Origin of the sequence: Croceicoccus gelatinilyticus, assembly GCF_018398395.1 — a bacterium.
In the GTDB taxonomy this organism is placed as follows: Bacteria; Pseudomonadota; Alphaproteobacteria; order Sphingomonadales; family Sphingomonadaceae; genus Croceicoccus; species Croceicoccus gelatinilyticus.
The window spans coordinates 582,290-598,768 of sequence record NZ_JAHCBF010000001.1 but is presented as its reverse complement, the minus strand read 5'-3'; the positions used below and the strand labels follow the sequence as shown (position 1 = coordinate 598,768).

Annotated in this window: 15 protein-coding genes; 7 read left to right on the top strand and 8 right to left on the bottom strand. The window is 60.4% G+C overall.

Annotation, left to right across the window (positions count from 1 at the left end):
* Positions 1–85 precede the first annotated feature (85 nt).
* A complete protein-coding gene (locus KIH45_RS03100) occupies positions 86–2,524 on the bottom strand; it encodes a TonB-dependent receptor (RefSeq protein WP_213174498.1) in 2,439 nt (812 codons plus the stop codon).
* A gap of 333 nt (positions 2,525–2,857) precedes the next feature.
* On the opposite strand from KIH45_RS03100, the gene KIH45_RS03095 reads away from it, so the two are divergent.
* From KIH45_RS03095 to KIH45_RS03085, 3 genes are all read left to right on the top strand, one after another.
* A complete protein-coding gene (locus tag KIH45_RS03095) occupies positions 2,858–4,558 on the top strand; it encodes an FAD-dependent oxidoreductase (protein WP_213174497.1) in 1,701 nt (566 codons plus the stop codon).
* Between the two features lie 88 nt (positions 4,559–4,646).
* Entirely contained in the window at positions 4,647–5,375 is a 729-nt protein-coding gene (locus tag KIH45_RS03090; RefSeq protein WP_213174496.1) for a TetR/AcrR family transcriptional regulator, read from the top strand.
* Positions 5,375–6,304: an SDR family oxidoreductase gene (locus KIH45_RS03085; protein WP_213174495.1), complete on the top strand. Its 930-nt coding sequence runs from the start codon at positions 5,375–5,377 to the stop codon at positions 6,302–6,304. Before KIH45_RS03090 ends, KIH45_RS03085 begins: the two co-directional genes overlap by 1 nt.
* A 60-nt stretch (positions 6,305–6,364) precedes the next feature.
* Here KIH45_RS03085 and KIH45_RS03080 read toward each other — a convergent pair whose 3' ends face one another.
* From KIH45_RS03080 to KIH45_RS03060, 5 genes are all read right to left on the bottom strand, one after another.
* Positions 6,365–7,780, bottom strand: a complete 1,416-nt coding sequence (locus tag KIH45_RS03080) for a purple acid phosphatase family protein (protein WP_213174494.1) — start codon at positions 7,778–7,780, stop codon at positions 6,365–6,367.
* A 281-nt stretch (positions 7,781–8,061) separates the two neighbouring features.
* Complete coding sequence (locus KIH45_RS03075) at positions 8,062–8,823, bottom strand: SDR family NAD(P)-dependent oxidoreductase (protein ID WP_213174493.1); 762 nt, start codon at positions 8,821–8,823, stop codon at positions 8,062–8,064.
* A 32-nt stretch (positions 8,824–8,855) separates the two neighbouring features.
* Positions 8,856–9,971, bottom strand: coding sequence for an MBL fold metallo-hydrolase (locus KIH45_RS03070; RefSeq protein ID WP_213174492.1), 1,116 nt, complete (start codon positions 9,969–9,971; stop codon positions 8,856–8,858).
* 79 nt (positions 9,972–10,050) lie between these two features.
* Complete coding sequence (gene ygiD / locus KIH45_RS03065; RefSeq protein WP_213174684.1) at positions 10,051–10,821, bottom strand: 4,5-DOPA-extradiol-dioxygenase; 771 nt, start codon at positions 10,819–10,821, stop codon at positions 10,051–10,053.
* Between the two features lie 14 nt (positions 10,822–10,835).
* Positions 10,836–11,408 carry an NADPH-dependent FMN reductase gene (locus tag KIH45_RS03060; protein ID WP_213174491.1) on the bottom strand — a complete coding sequence of 191 codons (573 nt, stop codon included), beginning with the start codon at positions 11,406–11,408 and terminating at the stop codon, positions 10,836–10,838.
* A 105-nt stretch (positions 11,409–11,513) separates the two neighbouring features.
* Here KIH45_RS03060 and KIH45_RS03055 point away from each other — a divergent pair, with 105 nt between their 5' ends.
* Positions 11,514–12,380, top strand: a complete 867-nt coding sequence (locus tag KIH45_RS03055) for a LysR family transcriptional regulator (RefSeq protein ID WP_213174490.1) — start codon at positions 11,514–11,516, stop codon at positions 12,378–12,380.
* 90 nt (positions 12,381–12,470) lie between these two features.
* Here KIH45_RS03055 and KIH45_RS19060 read toward each other — a convergent pair whose 3' ends face one another.
* Positions 12,471–12,917: a hypothetical protein gene (locus KIH45_RS19060; protein ID WP_225899666.1), complete on the bottom strand. Its 447-nt coding sequence runs from the start codon at positions 12,915–12,917 to the stop codon at positions 12,471–12,473.
* An 8-nt stretch (positions 12,918–12,925) separates the two neighbouring features.
* Between KIH45_RS19060 and KIH45_RS03050 the strand changes: the two genes are divergently transcribed.
* Positions 12,926–13,441, top strand: coding sequence for a quinone oxidoreductase family protein (locus tag KIH45_RS03050; RefSeq protein ID WP_337925390.1), 516 nt, complete (start codon positions 12,926–12,928; stop codon positions 13,439–13,441).
* A 37-nt stretch (positions 13,442–13,478) separates the two neighbouring features.
* Positions 13,479–14,264 (top strand): SDR family NAD(P)-dependent oxidoreductase, encoded by a 786-nt coding sequence (locus KIH45_RS03045; protein ID WP_213174489.1) that lies wholly within the window; start codon positions 13,479–13,481, stop codon positions 14,262–14,264.
* 49 nt (positions 14,265–14,313) lie between these two features.
* Here KIH45_RS03045 and KIH45_RS03040 read toward each other — a convergent pair whose 3' ends face one another.
* Positions 14,314–15,336 carry a helix-turn-helix transcriptional regulator gene (locus tag KIH45_RS03040; protein WP_213174488.1) on the bottom strand — a complete coding sequence of 341 codons (1,023 nt, stop codon included), beginning with the start codon at positions 15,334–15,336 and terminating at the stop codon, positions 14,314–14,316.
* Between the two features lie 47 nt (positions 15,337–15,383).
* Here KIH45_RS03040 and KIH45_RS03035 point away from each other — a divergent pair, with 47 nt between their 5' ends.
* A complete protein-coding gene (locus KIH45_RS03035) occupies positions 15,384–16,454 on the top strand; it encodes an aromatic ring-hydroxylating oxygenase subunit alpha (RefSeq protein ID WP_213174487.1) in 1,071 nt (356 codons plus the stop codon).
* Positions 16,455–16,479 lie beyond the last annotated feature (25 nt).

The window sequence follows — 16,479 nt, the reverse complement described above, 5'->3', positions numbered from 1 at the left end:
AGGGCGCAGGCGGATTGGAAACACCTGCGCCCAACAGTGAGGAGCCCTAACGCTCAATAGCGCTCCAAGTCAGTAACGGCCCGGATCAGTACCGATACGTCAGCTGCAGCTGCACCGTGCGCGGTGTGTTGGCATAGCCGCGCTGGTCGGCAAGGCGGCCGGCATCGGTGCCCGTTCCCGAACCCGTCGACGGCGCATCAAGCGCGCCCGAGACGACGAACTGGTTGGTCAGGTTCTTGCCGATCAGACCCAGTTCCCAGCCCGCATCGCTCTTCAGGAACAGGCTGGCGTCGAGATTGACGTACTCGCCCTGCGTCGCGATCGGGTTGGCGAACGGCGATGCGTTGTACGAACTGGAGTAGCGCGCATCGCTGCTGATGCCGATCGACATGCCGTCCGACACATCGGTTTCATACGCAAAGCCCAGCGAACCGGTCCATTTGGGCGCCATCGCCATCGTCACGCCGCCAAGATCCTGCCCAAGCAGGCCGCCGAACGGGTTGCTGGTGAGGTTGCAGCCCTGCGCGGGGGTCTGGCCGGTGACGCAAGGTGCGATGAACTCGATGTAGTGCGCATCGTTGTAGTTGATCGACCCGCGCACCGACAGGCCGGGCGCTGCGTGCGGAGCAAATTCGCCCGACAGTTCGACACCCTTGGTACGGGCCGAACCGGCGTTGGTCGTCACGAAGCGGAATGACTGCGCTTCGAAGAAGTCGACCTGCAGGTTGATGTACTTGTAGCTATAGAGCGCGAGGTCGAGACGCAGCTGGTTGTCGGCCAGCGTGGTCTTGATGCCGCCTTCGAACCCCTTGGCGCGTTCCGGCTCGAAGTCGAGGTCACCGGCAACGCTGGCGTTGGTATACGTGCTCTCGTTCGAGAAGCCGCCCGACTTGTAGCCGGCCTTGTAGCCCGCATAGATGTTGAGCGCGCGGGACGGTTTGTAGGCAACCGTAATTTCCGGGGTCCAGTCGGTGAACGTCTGCTTCGTGTTGATCGGGTCGTTCTCGCGATAGGGAATGCCCGGCCGGATGAAGGGATGTTCGAAGTAGCTGTCCTTCGTTTCGTGCGTATAGCGAACACCGCCCGAAAGCTCGACCGAGGGGACCACGTTCCAGACCACCTGCGCGAAGGGAGAGATCGTCTCGCCATCGGTAGTGGAAATCTTGCTGAACGCCATGAACTGATTGATCGGATCCTCATTGCTCTTCTGGACGTTGCCGAAGAACACGTTCTGGTCGGCAAGCAGCTTTGAATCCTGGTAGAGCACCCCGACCATCGCGTTGAGCGGGCCGTCATACTGCGTCTGGGCGCGGAATTCGCCACTGAAGGCCTTCCACTTTTCATAGCTGCCCACGAAAATCTGGGTCACACGCTGCTGATAATCGGAGTCGGAGAACCAGCGATTGCGCTGGTTCTGGTAGTTCAGCACCGCCGTCAGAACGACATCGCCAAGATCATAGTTGGTGTTGTTGGTGACCTGGAACGACTTGTAGGTCGCGCCGACATTGCCGCCATCATAGGCATAGGGGAACACCGCGCCGACTTCTTCGGGTGCGTTGTTGTGATAGGAATACCACTTACGTTCGCACGGGACGTCGGGCATCAGCGTCGAATTGCCGCCGTCGCAGGCGAAGATGACATTGTTCCAGCCCGGATCGTTCGCGCGGTTCCAGCCCATCGACATTTTCGTCACGCTGGTGAGGTCGCTGGTCGGCTCCCACTTCAGCGAGGCTCGGCCCAGCAGTTCCTTTTCCTGCGGCGTCTTGTCCGCCACCGCCGTGGCAACGGTGTCGAACGTCGTGCCGGTGTCGAGATCGGTGAAAGTCAGCGGCAGGTCGGTCGCATAGTTGCGGGTATAGCCGCCCCACATCTTCGCACCGCGTAGCGCGACACGGGCCGAAAGCGTGTCGCTCAGCGGGCCGGAGATGATCTGCTCGATAAAGGCGCGCTTGCCCTTGATCTCGTATCCGACGCGGGTCGAACCCTCAAAATAGTCGGTCGGGTCGGCAGTCGTGATCGAGATGACGCCTGCCGTCGCGTTCTTGCCGAAGAACAGCGCCTGCGGGCCTTTCAGAACCTCGATGCGAGCAAGGTCGAAGAAGCCTTCGTTGAGGATACGGCCGTTGCCGTAATAGACGCCGTCAACGATGACCGCGGTCGAGCTTTCGATGCCCAGCGCGCTGGCCGGGGTACCGATGCCGCGAAGCGTTATCTGCGCGCCCGAACCGGTCGTCGCCTTGCCGACCTGGAGGTTCGGGGTGGAGGCGGCAATGCGTTCCACACTGGAAATATCATACCGCTCGATCTGTTCGGGCGCGAAGGCCGTTACCGCGACGGGAATGTCCTGTGCCGACTCCTGGCGCTTGCGCGCCGTGACGATGATCTCGGTAAGTCCGCCCTCGCGCTGAACCTCGGCCGTTTCGCCCATCGCGTCCTGTGCGTGGGCAGGCGCAGCAAAGGCGATTGCCGAGATCGATGCGACCAGCGCAGCGCGCGACGCGGTTTTCCAGTGATTGAAACTCATGTCTCTCCCCTCTCCGAGCGGGCATCACCCCGCCTTCGTAAGCAAGTCTCATTTCCGGATTTGTGGAATATGAGGCTTGAATTTTTCCCAGCTATCATCTGGCGAACGTCTTTTTTCAGATCAGGCGTCCGGCTCAGAATCTGCAGAAAGCCTTCTGATACGCTTTCCTCGTCAAAGCAAGAAAAACATTCATGTGTGACTTTTTGTTTGACCGGATCACGATCTGGCCCATGATGAGAACGGGACGGAAAGTCGCGTATGAAGTCTAATAGTAAGCCATAATCATTTAAGAATCTGCGCGAATCCGGTAAGCATTTCCGAGGGAGAGAGGGCATGAAAGAAATTACGGTCGACCTACTTGTTGCGGGGACAGGAGCCAGCGGACTCACCGCTGCCGTCGCAGCGCGAAAGGCAAATCTGGACGTCTTGGTCGTCGAGAAAGAGAGCGTGTTCGGCGGAACCACCGCAACGTCGGGCGGTGTCCTGTGGGTTCCGGGCAACCACCATTCGACGGCCATACAGAAAGCCGTCGGCAGGGCAGACTCGATCGACAATGCGCGGGCCTATCTGATTGAGGAGACCGGCAACTACATCGACCGCGAACGGCTCGAGACATATTTGGATGTCGCGCCACGCATGGTGCGTTTTCTGGAGGATGAAACCGAAGTGAAATTCTACGGGATGGACTATCCCGACTACCATTCCGAAAGCGAACACTCCTCCAGCGTACGCTCGATCGGCACTGTCGATTACGAAGCGCGGCAGATGGGCGACCACCTTCCCCATCTGAAAAATCAGCTGCCTCAGACCCTTTTCCTCGGTTTCGCCGTAGGGTCGGGCGTAGAAATGATCGAGTTTATGAAGGCTGGCCGCTCGATCAAGGCTGCCGGCTTTGTCGCGCGAAAACTGGCAAAACATTTCCTCGATGTCGTGCGATACGGCGAAGGGCAGCAAGTCGTACGCGGACGGGCGTTGGTCGCGCGCCTTGCGCGCACGCTGTTCGACATGGAAACGCCAATGTGGCTCAATTCGCCGCTAAAGCGCCTGATCGGCGAAGACGGGCGTATCATCGCCGCGGAAATCGAAACGGCCGAAGGCATCGTGCGCGTCAATGTACGCAAGGGCGTAGTACTGGCATGCGGCGGGTTCCCGCAGGATGCCAAAAGACGGGCGGAAGCTTTCCCTGCGCCCGCCGGGAATGCCGATCATCGCAACCCCGCTCATCCGGGCAATACCGGCGACGGCACGCGCCTGGCCGAAAGCGCAGGCGGCGTGTTCAGCAACGAGGTAGCGCATCCGGCTGCGTGGATGCCGGTTTCTGTCCTCCCCGGCAGCACCGATTTCTCCGGCGTATGGCCGCACCTGATCGACCGCCAGAAGCCCGGCTTCATTTCGGTTACCGCCGATGGCACGCGCTTTTGCGATGAAAGCAGTTCGTACCACGACTTCGTGCCGCGTCTGATCAAGGCTTGCGAAGGCAAATCACGGGCCGAAGCATGGCTGATCGGGGATGCTGCTGCGGTGAAGAAATGGGGTATCGGCATGGCGCGCCCGTTCCCGATCCCGCACGGGCAGCATATCCGAAGCGGATACCTGAAGCGGGCTGACAGTTTGCTCGAACTTGCCGAAGTCTGCGGCATCAACGCCGACGCGCTGGAAGACACGGTCGCCAATTTCAATCGGAATGCGCGCAATGGGGTCGATCCCAACTTCGGACGCGGTGACCGCGAATATGACCGCTATCAGGGCGATCCGGAGCATGGCCCGAACAATTGCCTTGGTCCGCTGGAAAAGGGTCCATTCTACGCCGTGAAGATCGAAAGCGGCCTGATCGGGACATTTGCGGGCCTCAACACTGACCTACACGCTCGCGTGCTGCGTGCCGACGGCTCACCCATCGAAGGGCTTTATGCCGTGGGCAATGATCAGAAGAGCGTATTCGCAGGCGCCTATCCCGGTGCCGGGGCGACACTGGGCCCCGCCATGACCTTCGGTTATGCGGCAGGACGCCACGCGGCCGGGCTGCCAGCCTGATGTCGGAGATGATAGTGGCCCGACCCGGAAGCAATCATCGGGGCGGCTTGATTAATTTACACCAAGATCACAGACCTGTTCCGGAAAGATGAGCAAGCCCCCTGCCCCCAACGCCCCTGACGAAAAGCCTCGTGCCGCATGGCACCGCCGTAAGAGCGCACGTCCTCAGGAAATCCTCGATGCCGCGACCCAGTTGCTTGAGGAAGAGGGAACGGCCGACCTCGCGATGGCGCAGATCGCCAAGCGCGCAGGCGTGTCCGAAGCGACGATCTACAAGTATTTTGAGAGCAAGCAGGCACTGCTCAGCGAAGTCTTTGCCCAATGGGCAAAGCCCTTTGTGGCCCGTTTGAACGAGGACATGCGTTCGATCGCGGACCTTCACGCGCAGCTTGTCACGATCGGACTGCAGTTCCTCCGCGGCCTTGAGTCCACTCCGCGGCTCCATACGATCTTTTACCGCGAAATCCGCTGGACCGACTATCGCGGCACGCAGCTGCACAAGATCAATCACGACTTTGCGAAGACGGTTGTCGACGCAGTCCAGGCCGGTATCGAGCGAGGCGAAGTGCGCGCAGAGGTGAACCCTGCTATGGTCCGCGACGCCCTGTTCGGCGGCTTGGAACACATCGCGATGCGCACGATCTTTGCCGGCCGTCCGCTCGACATCGGCAACGAAGTTGCAGCATACGTCGACCTGCTGCTGGGCGGGATCCGGATCCCCACGCCAAAGCCGGATTCCAGTCCGAACGAGGCGTCGAGGCTTGCAGCGCAGATCGACAGGCTTGAGGCGCTTCTGGCCAAGGCCGGAAAGTCCTGATGACCGGCAAGATTGCCGTGATCGGTGCGACCGGCGTGCAAGGGGCAGCACAGGTCAGGGAACTGGTCTCGGCCGGTCACGACGTACTCGCGCTGAGCCGATCGGGCGGCGCGGTTGCGACTCCCCTTGGCCCTGTCGCGGGAACGGCCGTCGACCTTGGCGACGAAGCGGGACTTTTTCGCAACTTCCAAGGCTGCACTGCGATTTTCGTGAACTTGCCCTCGACGTCGTTTCAGGAAGCATCCGGCCTGATCGAGGCAGCGTCCCGCATTGGTCGGGCGGCAAACTCGGCCGGTGTCGAACAAATCGTCTCCAACACCTCCATGCCAGTACCCGCGGAAAAGCGCGGATTTGCCGCACAGGATGCACGCCACGACATGCGCGCCCGCTTGTTCGAAAGCGGGGTGGATACTGTCAGCATCGAGCCTGTCGTCTATCTCGACAACTTGCGCCAACGCTGGGCATGGCCCTCGATCGTCGAGCGCGGTGTAGTCAGCTATCCGCACGCGCCCGACCTCGAAGTCAGCTGGATCTGTCATGAAGATTTGGCCCGCCTCATGATCGCCGCCATTGGCCGGAGCGACCTTTCCGGAAAATCCATTCCCGTCGGCGGACCGGAGACGGTTCGCCTGCCGGACCTTACCGCACGCCTCTCGCAAGGCTGGGGCCGAAAGCTCGACTGGCGCAGTCAGCCGATACCGGAGTTTTGCGAAGGTATGCGCCGCGCCTTCAGCGGCATCGCCACGCTTGAGGCTGAGCGCCTGATGACGGAACTGCGCCGTATCTACGAATGGTATAACCAGAGCCCCGAGAAGCCCTTTCGCGTCGACATGGAGCCGGTGCTGAAGCTCCTTCCAGCCAAGCTGACCTCGATCGAGGAATGGGCACGCCGCAATCCACTGCTCGGAAATCATCCGATTGGCGGTTGACCGGGACGAAGCAAATGTCCCGATGCGTAGCCATGCGGCTCATCGCAGCCTCCCCTACCCTCACTTGGCGCGCGCAACGCAGGGTCCACCATCGGGCCCGGTATCACCTCGACAAATCCGCTCTGCAATTGTCGGCTCGTCGATCTCGGACAAGCGGTTTCCGTCTTTTCCGCGATTAAGGTCGAAGCCGTCGTACAAGCTGCCCGAGGCCGTGTAAGTCCGGAAACGGAGCGTATCACCGTCGACATCGACGATCTGGTAAAGTTCGGTCGCTTCGGCCACGCGGTCCGGCTGCGTGTCCGCTCGATCATTCAGGCGGTACATCTTCGACCCGGTGACAGAGACGAGATAGACCGGCCCCTGGACTTTGCCGTCTGCGCGCATCCGGGCCGAAGCTTCCTTGCCCGCCTCACTAGTCAATCGGCTGTAGCAGTGATCGTGCCCTTGAAGGACAAGATCGACCTTGCGGCTTTCGAAGACCGGCTTCCACGCCGCCTTCACTTCCGAAGTGTCATCCGGCCGCGCGCAGGTGAATACCGGCTGGTGGAACAGCACGACGTTCCAGTTTGCCGCGCTCGACGCCAGCGTCTTGTCGAGCCAACGGGTCTGCTCTTCCATTGTGCCAAGGTCGATTGCCGACGTACCGTCAAGCACGATGAACCGCACACCCTGATAGTCTACGAAATAGGTCGTCGCCTTGACCCCATCGGCGCCATTGTCCGGAAGCGCGAACTGCAGCGGCCAATAAGGGCCCAGCTTTCGGCTTTCCGATCCATCGGCTAGCTCGACGTCTATATATTCATGGTTGCCTGTCGCCGGTATCTGCGGCGCGATGCTCCAGTTGTAGCCTCCCGCCTCGTTGAATTCGCCCCATTCGTCATCATGGTCGAGATCATCGCGTTGCGAGACCAGATCGCCGGCAAGAAGCACCAGCTCGATTTCTCCGTTCGAACGAAAGGCCTGTCTTATGACCCGGCTTGCGTAAGTCAGTATCCCGTTCTGCACATCGCCAAGGTAAAGGAAACGAAAGGGCTCAGGCGTGGCCGCGGCAGTGCGAAATTGCAGCCACTCACTCCAGCCTGCACTGCCTTTCAGGCGGTAGGCATAGACCGTGTCGGGTGTCAGGTTGTCGAACCGAACCTTGTGATAGATTGCCGGACCGTTGGCGCTGTTTTTCGTGATGCCGGGCGCACCGACGATCGACTGCGCGCCATGGCCCAGAGTCGGACCATCCACCGCGACAGTGATCTGCGCTTCAGTCGCCTGCTGCCTTGCATCGGTACGCCATGAAACTGCCATGGCGCGCGCAGGGTCAGCGGCCGGCGTCAACATGATCCGGTCAGGAACGCCCTTTGCCGCATAAGGCGTTCCTGCGGAGCGCGGCAGTTCTTCATTCGCAGCCGCTGGTGCCGCGATGTTCGTAGCAAGCGAAAAACATGCCGCCGAGGCGAGCAGAAACGGAATTTTGAAACGCATGAAAAATCGGCTCCGGGATCGGACTGGATTCAGGTGGCCGGTCTCGCGCAGCAGTGTTTAGGCACGAGAAAAGCGCACGGGCCTTCATGCAGGGTGCCGTGACGGCATGATGACAGAGCGTTCCAGATCAAGGACTTGATCGCCAGTCGGTTATATGAGGTCGGTGAATTGCCAGTAGGAAACCCGTCAACGGAGCAATCTGAATTTCGCCGTGGTGATGATCGTGCGGAGCCAGACCGGCCTGCACGATCACCCACGCTATTTTGGAATACGCCAGAAGGTCAGCGGCTCAGATAACCGCCGTCGATTGGAAGATAAGCGCCGTTGACGAAAGTCCAGTTCGGCGCGGAAACCATGGCTACGACCGAACCGACTTCTTCCGGTTCACCCATACGGCCAATGGGGTGCGCTGATTCCAGTGCCTCACGCGATTTCGGGTCGAGGTTGTCTTCCATCCCGGTCTTGATGAAAGCCGGCCCCACGGCAATCGCCCGCACGCCCTTGTCGGCATAGTCGACGGCTACCTGCTTGGTCAGCCCGACCACCGCGTGCTTCGTCGCCACGTAAGGTGCCATGCCGGGAAAGCCGACCTGCCCGAGGATGGACGCGATATTGACGATCAGCCCGCCGCCGTTGTCGATCAGCGCGGGGATCTGGGCACGAATGCCATAGAACACGCCGTCAAGATTGATCGACATGATCCGCCGCCAAAGCTTGTCGTCGATATCCGCCATCGGCGTGGCAGGCGGTGCCACCCCAGCATTGTTGCATGCGATATCGAGCTTGCCATAGGCCGACTGCACCTTGGCGACCAGTGCGCGGGCGTCGCTGTCGGAGGATACGTCCGTGTGCTGGAACAGCGCCTCACCCCCGGCATCAGAGATTTGCCGTACGGTTTCCGCCCCACCCTCGTCGTCAAGGTCAGCCACCACTACCTTCGCCCCGGCCTTTGCATAATGCAGCGCGATAGAGCGGCCGAGACCTGCGCCGCCGCCTGTGACTAGGGCTGCCTTGCCTGCGAGAAAATTGTTCGTCGAAGTCATGAAATTTCTCCTTCCAGTAATCGGGAGTGCGATCAGGCGATCACGCTCAATTCGCCCTTGAGGTTGGTGAAGGAGCCATCAGCACCGGCAATGTTGGTGTAGACCACGCCCTTGGCCACATCCTGCACGTGAGTGACGTTGGCGCGGGTGCTGTTCGGCTCTGACCAGTAGACCATGAAGACACCCGGACGGATGGCGACGGCGGTGTAGTTCACCGTGTCGGAGAGGCCGCCAAATGCGCCGGTCAGGTCCTTGAATGTCATCTCGCGGTGGGTCTTGAAATCGAGCGCAAAGGCAAACGCGTCGAAGTCCACCTTGGCCGTGCGCCCGACCATCGGGTAAAGTTCTGCGACTTCCCACGGGATCTCGCCGGTGAACGCCTTTGCCCCGGTTTCGAGAAAGTCGGTGACGGGCAGGTCCGGGTACTTGGCCTTCACCGGATCGATGATGTCGCCAGACGACTGCGCAGCGGCCGCAGCGGCGCGCCAGTCCTTCAGGTAGCCGATCAGGAAGGACACGACGTCCGTTGCGTCGGAAAATTCGCCGATAATGTGGCCGCCGATCACCTTTTCAGGGGCCAGCGCCGCGATCTCTTCCAGCCGTGCGATCCACTGGTCCACACCGGCAAGGTCCGTCGTGTCTGCCATCCACGGGTGGGCCCCGGTAAAGACGGACACACCGCCCAGCATCGTCTTGAGCGAGGGGATCCAGAGGAAGATGTGCGCTGGATCATCCTGCGCCTGATGCACCTCGATCACTTCGCCTTCGACTTCCAGTGGGCCGGTAAGCGCGTCGGGCGTAATTAGGTCCTGCGGTGCATCTTCGCCCAGCTGCTCCTGCCAGACGGCAAGCTTGTCGACCTTTGTCGCGTCGATCAGCCAAGCCGTCTGCGGCGTAGCAACCACGCGAACGCCGGGAAACTCGCCAAGCAGAGTGTCGAGCGCGAAGTAGTAGTCCGGGTCGCTGTGCGAAACGAAGATCGTCGTCAGCGTCTTGCCGGTCGCCTTGATCCGCTCCGCCAGTTCACGCGCTTTCGATGCTTGGAACTGGGCATTGATCAGAACGGCTTCATTCTCGCCGTAAACAAGGGTCGAGGCGATCGGGAAGATGCCGTTTTCGGGGACGTAAGTATCAATCTTGAGTGTCATTTCGGAATCCTTTGGGCAGCCGCCAACGCCGGACGAAGCGTCCGTTGACGAGAGTTGGAATGGCGATTGGGTCAGGCGGTCAGACGACCGGGCCCGAACTGTAGCTGGTCATCGAGATCGAGCCGAAGGTGGTTCCCTTGACGAAAGCCTTGAGCGGCCCGTTCCCGGCAGCAAGCCCTGCGGTGTAGAGTAGCGGTAGGAAATGATCGGGACTGGGCACGGCCCGGGGATAGTCCGGATGCTCCACCAGTTTCAGCACGTCGCCGGGATTGTTGGTCAGCAATTCCTCTGCCGCTTCATCGAACCGTTGAGCCCAGTCGAAGGCACCATCCGGCCTGTTCCAGTCGAGCAGGCGCAGGTTATGCACCACGTTGCCGCTGGCAAGGATCAGCACGCCCTGATTCCGCAGGTCGGCCAGTCGTGCCGCCAGCTTCACATGGTAGTCCAGCGGCTTGAGCGAGTTGAGCGACAGCTGCACCACAGGCACGTCGGCGTTGGGGTACATGTGCGTCAGTACGCTCCAGGTACCGTGGTCGATACCCCACTGGTCCTTGTCTCCACCAACCCAGTCGGGTTTGGCCAATTCAGCCACTTCTTCGGCCAGATGCGGATCGCCAGGTGCGGGATATTGCACGTCGAACAACGCCTGAGGAAAGCCGTAGAAGTCATGGATCGTCCGAGGATCGGGCATGGCCGTCACCACGGTAGATCCGATAAACCAGTGCGCCGAGATCACGAGCACCGCGCGCGGGCGCGGCAGTGTCTCGCCCATGGCTTTCCATGCCTCGGTATAGGCGTTGGTCTCCAAGGCATTCATCGGGCTGCCATGCCCGATGAACAGGGTGGGCATCGTTTCCACCGGCCTTACTCCACGGCAGGAGCGACTGTGCGCTCTATCCAGTCGGCGAAGCTTTCGGCGATCGTGCGCAGGAAGGCGCGGGTATCTTCGTTGGCCAGCTCGCCGTTGTCGTCGAACAGGTCCCACATACCGCCAATGTACGCCTCCGGCTGGGCCATGGCATACATGTCCAGGAAGACCAGCGACTGGCGCAGGTGGTGATTGGCTCCGAAACCGGCCATGCCGCCGGGCGATCCGGTGACCACGGCGGCAGGCTTACCTTTGAATACGCCTTCACCGTAAGGGCGCGAGCCGACGTCGATGGCGTTCTTCAAGGCGCCGGGGACAGAGCGGTTGTATTCCGGCGTCACAAACAGGACGGCATCGGCCGCATTCATCTCTTCGCGATAACGCACCCAGGCCGCGGGCGGCGTGTCAGTGTCGAGATCTTCGTTGTAGAGCGGCAAGTCGCCAATCTCGACGAAGTTGAACGACAGGTTGGCGGGCGCTTGTGCGACAATCACCTGAGCCAGCTTACGCGTGTAGGAATCCTTGCGCAGGCTGCCGACGAGGACTGCGACGTTATAGTTGCGAGACATTTGTCACCTCCAGAATTTCGTTAAGGGTCATTTAGGCCCACGGAATTCTTTCGGAATTGGCGAAATCGTAATATTGCCTATGCGTTTCTGCATGGGAACAAATCTGTGACGTGGGACGATCTGCAAAACTTCCTTGCCATCGCGCGGCACGGCACCTTGTCCGCAGCGGCGCGCGCATTGGGCGTTACGCAACCCACTATGGGGCGTCGTCTTGCCTCGCTGGAAGAGACGACCGGCACACGCTTGCTGGTCCGGACGCCTGAAGGTTTCGTCTTGACGGCGCTGGGAGAACAAGTCCTCGCTCGTGCCGAGACCATGGAAGAGGAAGCGCTTGCCGCAGAACTCCTCATCAACAGCAGCAATGTTCAGCTGGACGGACTGGTACGGCTGACCACGGTGGAGACGCTGGCGGGGCAATTCGTGGCCCCTTGCCTGATCGATCTTCAGCGCGATCATCCGGGCATGGCCTTCGAACTGGTGCCCGCCACCCAGTCGCTCAGCCTCTCACGCCGCGAGGCCGATATTGCCATTCGCATGCGCCGGTTCGAAGGCGGCATGGTGGTCGAGCGCAAGATCGGCTCCTTGGCCTTGGCCGCCTATCAGGCAGCAAATGCCGATCCGGAAGAAGTCTCGCGTCGTTACGTCACCGTGCTGCACGATCAGTCGCACTTGCCCGAGGCGAAACTTCTGGAGCAGACCTTTCGCGAAAGCGTGCCGAGCATCCGATCGAATAACCGCGACGTACAGTATCAGGCAGTCTGCAATGGTGGCGGGATCGGACTGTTGCCCCGATTCCGCGCCGACCACGATCCGCGACTGGTGCGCGTCAGGCCGGACCTGCCCGTTATCAAGCGCGAGATTTGGTTGGGCATCCATTCCGACCTTCGCAAGATGCCAAGAATGCGCGTTACGATGGACGCCCTGATCGATACTTTTGCAAAGAACGCGCATCTGCTCGATCCGGATGATTGATGTGACGATCCTGGCATTCGCCCCCTGCCCGGTCGGCCGATTCTCTACCTGGTGCGTTCGGAAATTCCGAATGCTGCCATCCACTCCGGGTCAGGCCGGGCGCTCCGATGTCAGGGCGCTCGACATGATCGAAGTCAGCTCGGCGACAACCTTCTCCGCGTAAGCGTCCATCGCAGGACCAACCCGGCGATCGATCAGGAAATCGCTGATGAAAAGAGTTGTGACCGTAGACTCGGCATAAAGCACGATGCGCCGCAGAAAGGCCTGGTCGTCTATTCCGCTTACATCGTGCAGCATTTGCTGCACACGTCTCGGCATCGGGTCGAATTTCATGAGATTGCTGCGGACCGCAGGCAGGTCATAGGCGTTCGCCGATTTGGCGAGGACGCGAACGTAATCGTGCCACTCGTCTTCATGGAAGCGTTCGAACGGGAAGCCGATGTACGCCCCCACGACTTCACGTGGCGATCCCCCTGCGACCCCATCCATGTGCCTGGCAAAATCTTCGAGAAACGCTTCGCGGCGCTGTTCGATCACGGCGTGGCGTGGGGATCGCAGCCCTCCAGATCGCAAAGGAAGCCGGTGCCATCGTCATCGGCACTTCTTCGAGCGACGAGAGGCTGGAAACGCTGCGCCAATACGGCCTTGACCACGGGATCAATTACAAGACGCAGGACATAGCGGAACGATGCCTGGAACTCACAGGCGGACGCGGCGTCGACGTGGCGCTGGATCTGGCAGGCGGCAAAGGAAAGGACCTGCTGGTCAAGGCCCTGCGCCCGCACGGCCGCTATGGCGCGGTCGGCGCTTCGACCGGGGAAGTGCCTTCCTTCAGCTTCTTCGAACTGATCGGCGAAATGCTGAACGTCTATGGCGTTTCGCTGGGGCAGGAGATGCATACGGACCGGGTGCGTGCCCTGATCGACATGATCATGGCAAAGCTGCTGGACGGAACCTATCGCATGCCGATCGATCGTGTGTTCGCGCTCCGCGATGCCGTTGAAGCACACCGGCATGTTGCCGAAGGCCACCCTTTCGGCCGGGTGCTGATGGTGGCCTGAAGCCCGCGTCCTAAATAGATCACAAGGAAATTCGGCGATGGATATGCAATTGAAGGACAAGACCGTACTGATCACCGCGGGCAGCGCGGGCATCGGGCTGGCGACCGCCAAGCGATTTGCCAGCGAAGGCGCGAGGGTCTTCATCACGGGTCGAGATGCGCAAAAGCTTGAAGCCGCTGCTGCCGAGATTACGGAGCTGGGTTCGGTACAAGCGATCGTCGCGGATGCAGGCACCGCGGAAGGTGCCGATACGATCGTCTCCGAACTGCCGGACGCCGACATCGTCATCAACAATCTGGGCGTATATCCTCCGCGCGAGTTCTTCGACATCACGGATGCCGAATGGCTCGACATCTTCGAAACCAACGTGCTCGGCGGCGTCCGCCTGTGCCGCCACTATCTGCGCCGAATGCTTGATGCAGGGCGCGGACGCATCATCTTCATTTCCTCCGAAAGTGCGATCCTCGTGCCGCCAAGCACACTGCACTACGGCATGACCAAGGCCGCCCAGCTTGCCGTGTCTCGCGGTCTTGCCGAGATGACGAAGGGCACGCAGGTGACGGTCAACTCCATCCTGCCGGGACCGACCTGGTCGGAAGGCGCCTTGGCTTTCCTGCGCAGTCTCGACCTTGGCGAGGCGGAAACCGATGAGGAGCGTGAGCGCGAGTTTTTCCGCCAGATCAAGCCGACGTCGCTGATCGAACGCTTCATCAAGCCTGAAGAGGTTGCCGATATGGCCGCCTACATCGCGAGCCCCCTCGCCTCCGCAACAAACGGCGCGGCGGTAAAGGTCGAGGGCGGTGTCGTGCCTTCGCTGACCTGATCATCAGAACGGACCTGAAGTAAGGCGTTCGGATTAGGGCAAACGCGCCTCACTCGCCGAAAATAGCACCGGCGAGCTGAGCCTTGTCGTGAATTTCCAGCTTAGCATAGATGTTGCGCAAATGGTGCCTGACGGTCGCAGGTGATCGCTGCATCATCTTCGCGACGTCCTTGTGCGACATCCCCTTGGCATAGGCTTTCGCGACACAGCGTTCTTGCCTGGTCAGGATGTTGATAACGGAAAAGGCAGCAACTCTCACGATCCGCTGTTGGGCCGATCCTGTAACCTCAATCTCCAGCCGACCTTTACGGAAATCTCGCCGCCCGGCCTCGAGCACTTGCTGCGCGATTTCGACGGGAAGCTCCGGTCCGCGCCACTGTGGCCATTCCTGTTGCAGCGCTTCGGCAAAGCCGGGTTCGGCGACGTGAAGGACGCCGCGCGCGTCGCAAACCGCCGCGCGAAAACGCGGGCCGCGCTCCCCCTCGTTCGCACTGTCGTCAGACACCTGCTGAAGCTCTGATACGCGGCAAATCTGGAGCGTCGCCTCAAGATGCGGTGCAATAACCTCAATCCAGCGCGCGTCGTTGGCGGAAAATGGCTCTTCGCCATACCGGCTAAGGGCAAAGAAACCGAGCAGCCCAGCCTGACTGTTGAGTGTGCCGTGACACAGGACCTGTCTCACCCCGCCCAGTTGTGACCATAGCGCCCGGGTCGGCGCGTCCTTGAATGTCTCTGAGGATGAAAAGACATGCGCCCGCCCCGGCTGTTCGCGCATCACCTTGCCTACCAGGTTCCTGGCATCTTCCCGGTTCAGAATGGCGACGGCCTCATCGCTCATGTTCGTGACATGCGCCGCGCTTACCAGCGTCCTTCCCTTTGAGACCGTACCGATCCCCCAAATGCTTGCATCGAAGGATACCAGTCGCCTGATCTGGTCGAGGGCAGACGTCTGAAATGCCACTAGATCAGGTGTTCGTGCCGCATCGTGCAGACCGAGAAGGACGTCGCCAAGCAGGTCGGCGGTAGGGGCATGTAGGGCACAGTGGTCCATTTGAACGATTTTCCGGCTCATCCTTATCGTTCATAGGCGTAGCAGAAAAAGAGCAAAAGGAGAGGCCGATGACCACCATGATGAAGAATAGCTGGTACTGTGCTGGCTGGACCACGGACGTGACCAACACTCCCCTGCACCGCAAGATCATGGGGCAAGACATCGTGCTGTTCCGCGATAGCCATGGCGCTGTACAGGCTCTTTCAGACCGGTGCCCGCATCGCTTCGCCCCTTTGCATAAGGGCAAAGTGAAAGGCGATGCCATCGAATGCCCTTACCACGGGCTGCGTTTCGACGGGACCGGCACGTGCGTTCTCAACCCGCATGGCAGCGGACAGGTGCCGCCCGGTCATCATACGGATTCCTTCCGGGTCGAAGAACGGAATGGTACGATCTGGATCTGGATTGGCGACCCGGACAAGGCCAACACGGACGGGATTCTCGACACCTCGTTCCTCGTTGAAAAGGACATGTTCGCTTCACGAACCGAACATCATTCGATCGAGGGCAATTACATGCTTGTCGTCGACAACCTGCTCGATCTGACGCACGCGCAATTCCTGCATCCGGAAACCGTTTTTGGGAAAAGCGCCGCGGAACGCTGGTCCGTCAGCCTGACGGGCAAACCCGGCGAAAGCGACGAAGTGCCGCTGCAGGAAGTATGGTTCGAGGAGACGGAGACGAGCCTCACCGCCCATCAGATGATGCGTCAGAAGCCGCAACCGCCCTTGTGGGATCCGATCGTGGATTACGGTCTGGCGGATCTGCATTCATGGATCACCTGGTATGCCCCGTCGAACCTCGACCTGAGGCTTGACCTGACACGGGCCGGCCAAGACGAGAAGCCCGCGAGAATGATCGTCGTGCATCTCATCACGCCCATTGATGAACACAGCTGCCACTATTTCGTGGCTATCGGCTGGGACACCAACATCGAGGACGAGGAGGCAGCCGACCGCGTGATCGGCATCGTGCGCCAGACGCTCGTGGACGAGGATGGCCCTATGATCGAGCTGTGCCAGACCTACATGGACGGAGAGACGGACCTGTTTGCGCTCAAGCCATTGCTGCTCCAAACCGACGGCGTGGCCATCAAGGCACGCCGCCGCATGAGCAAGCTGCTCGAAATGCAGACGTAGGGCTTTTCGAGAACCAGACTTTTCC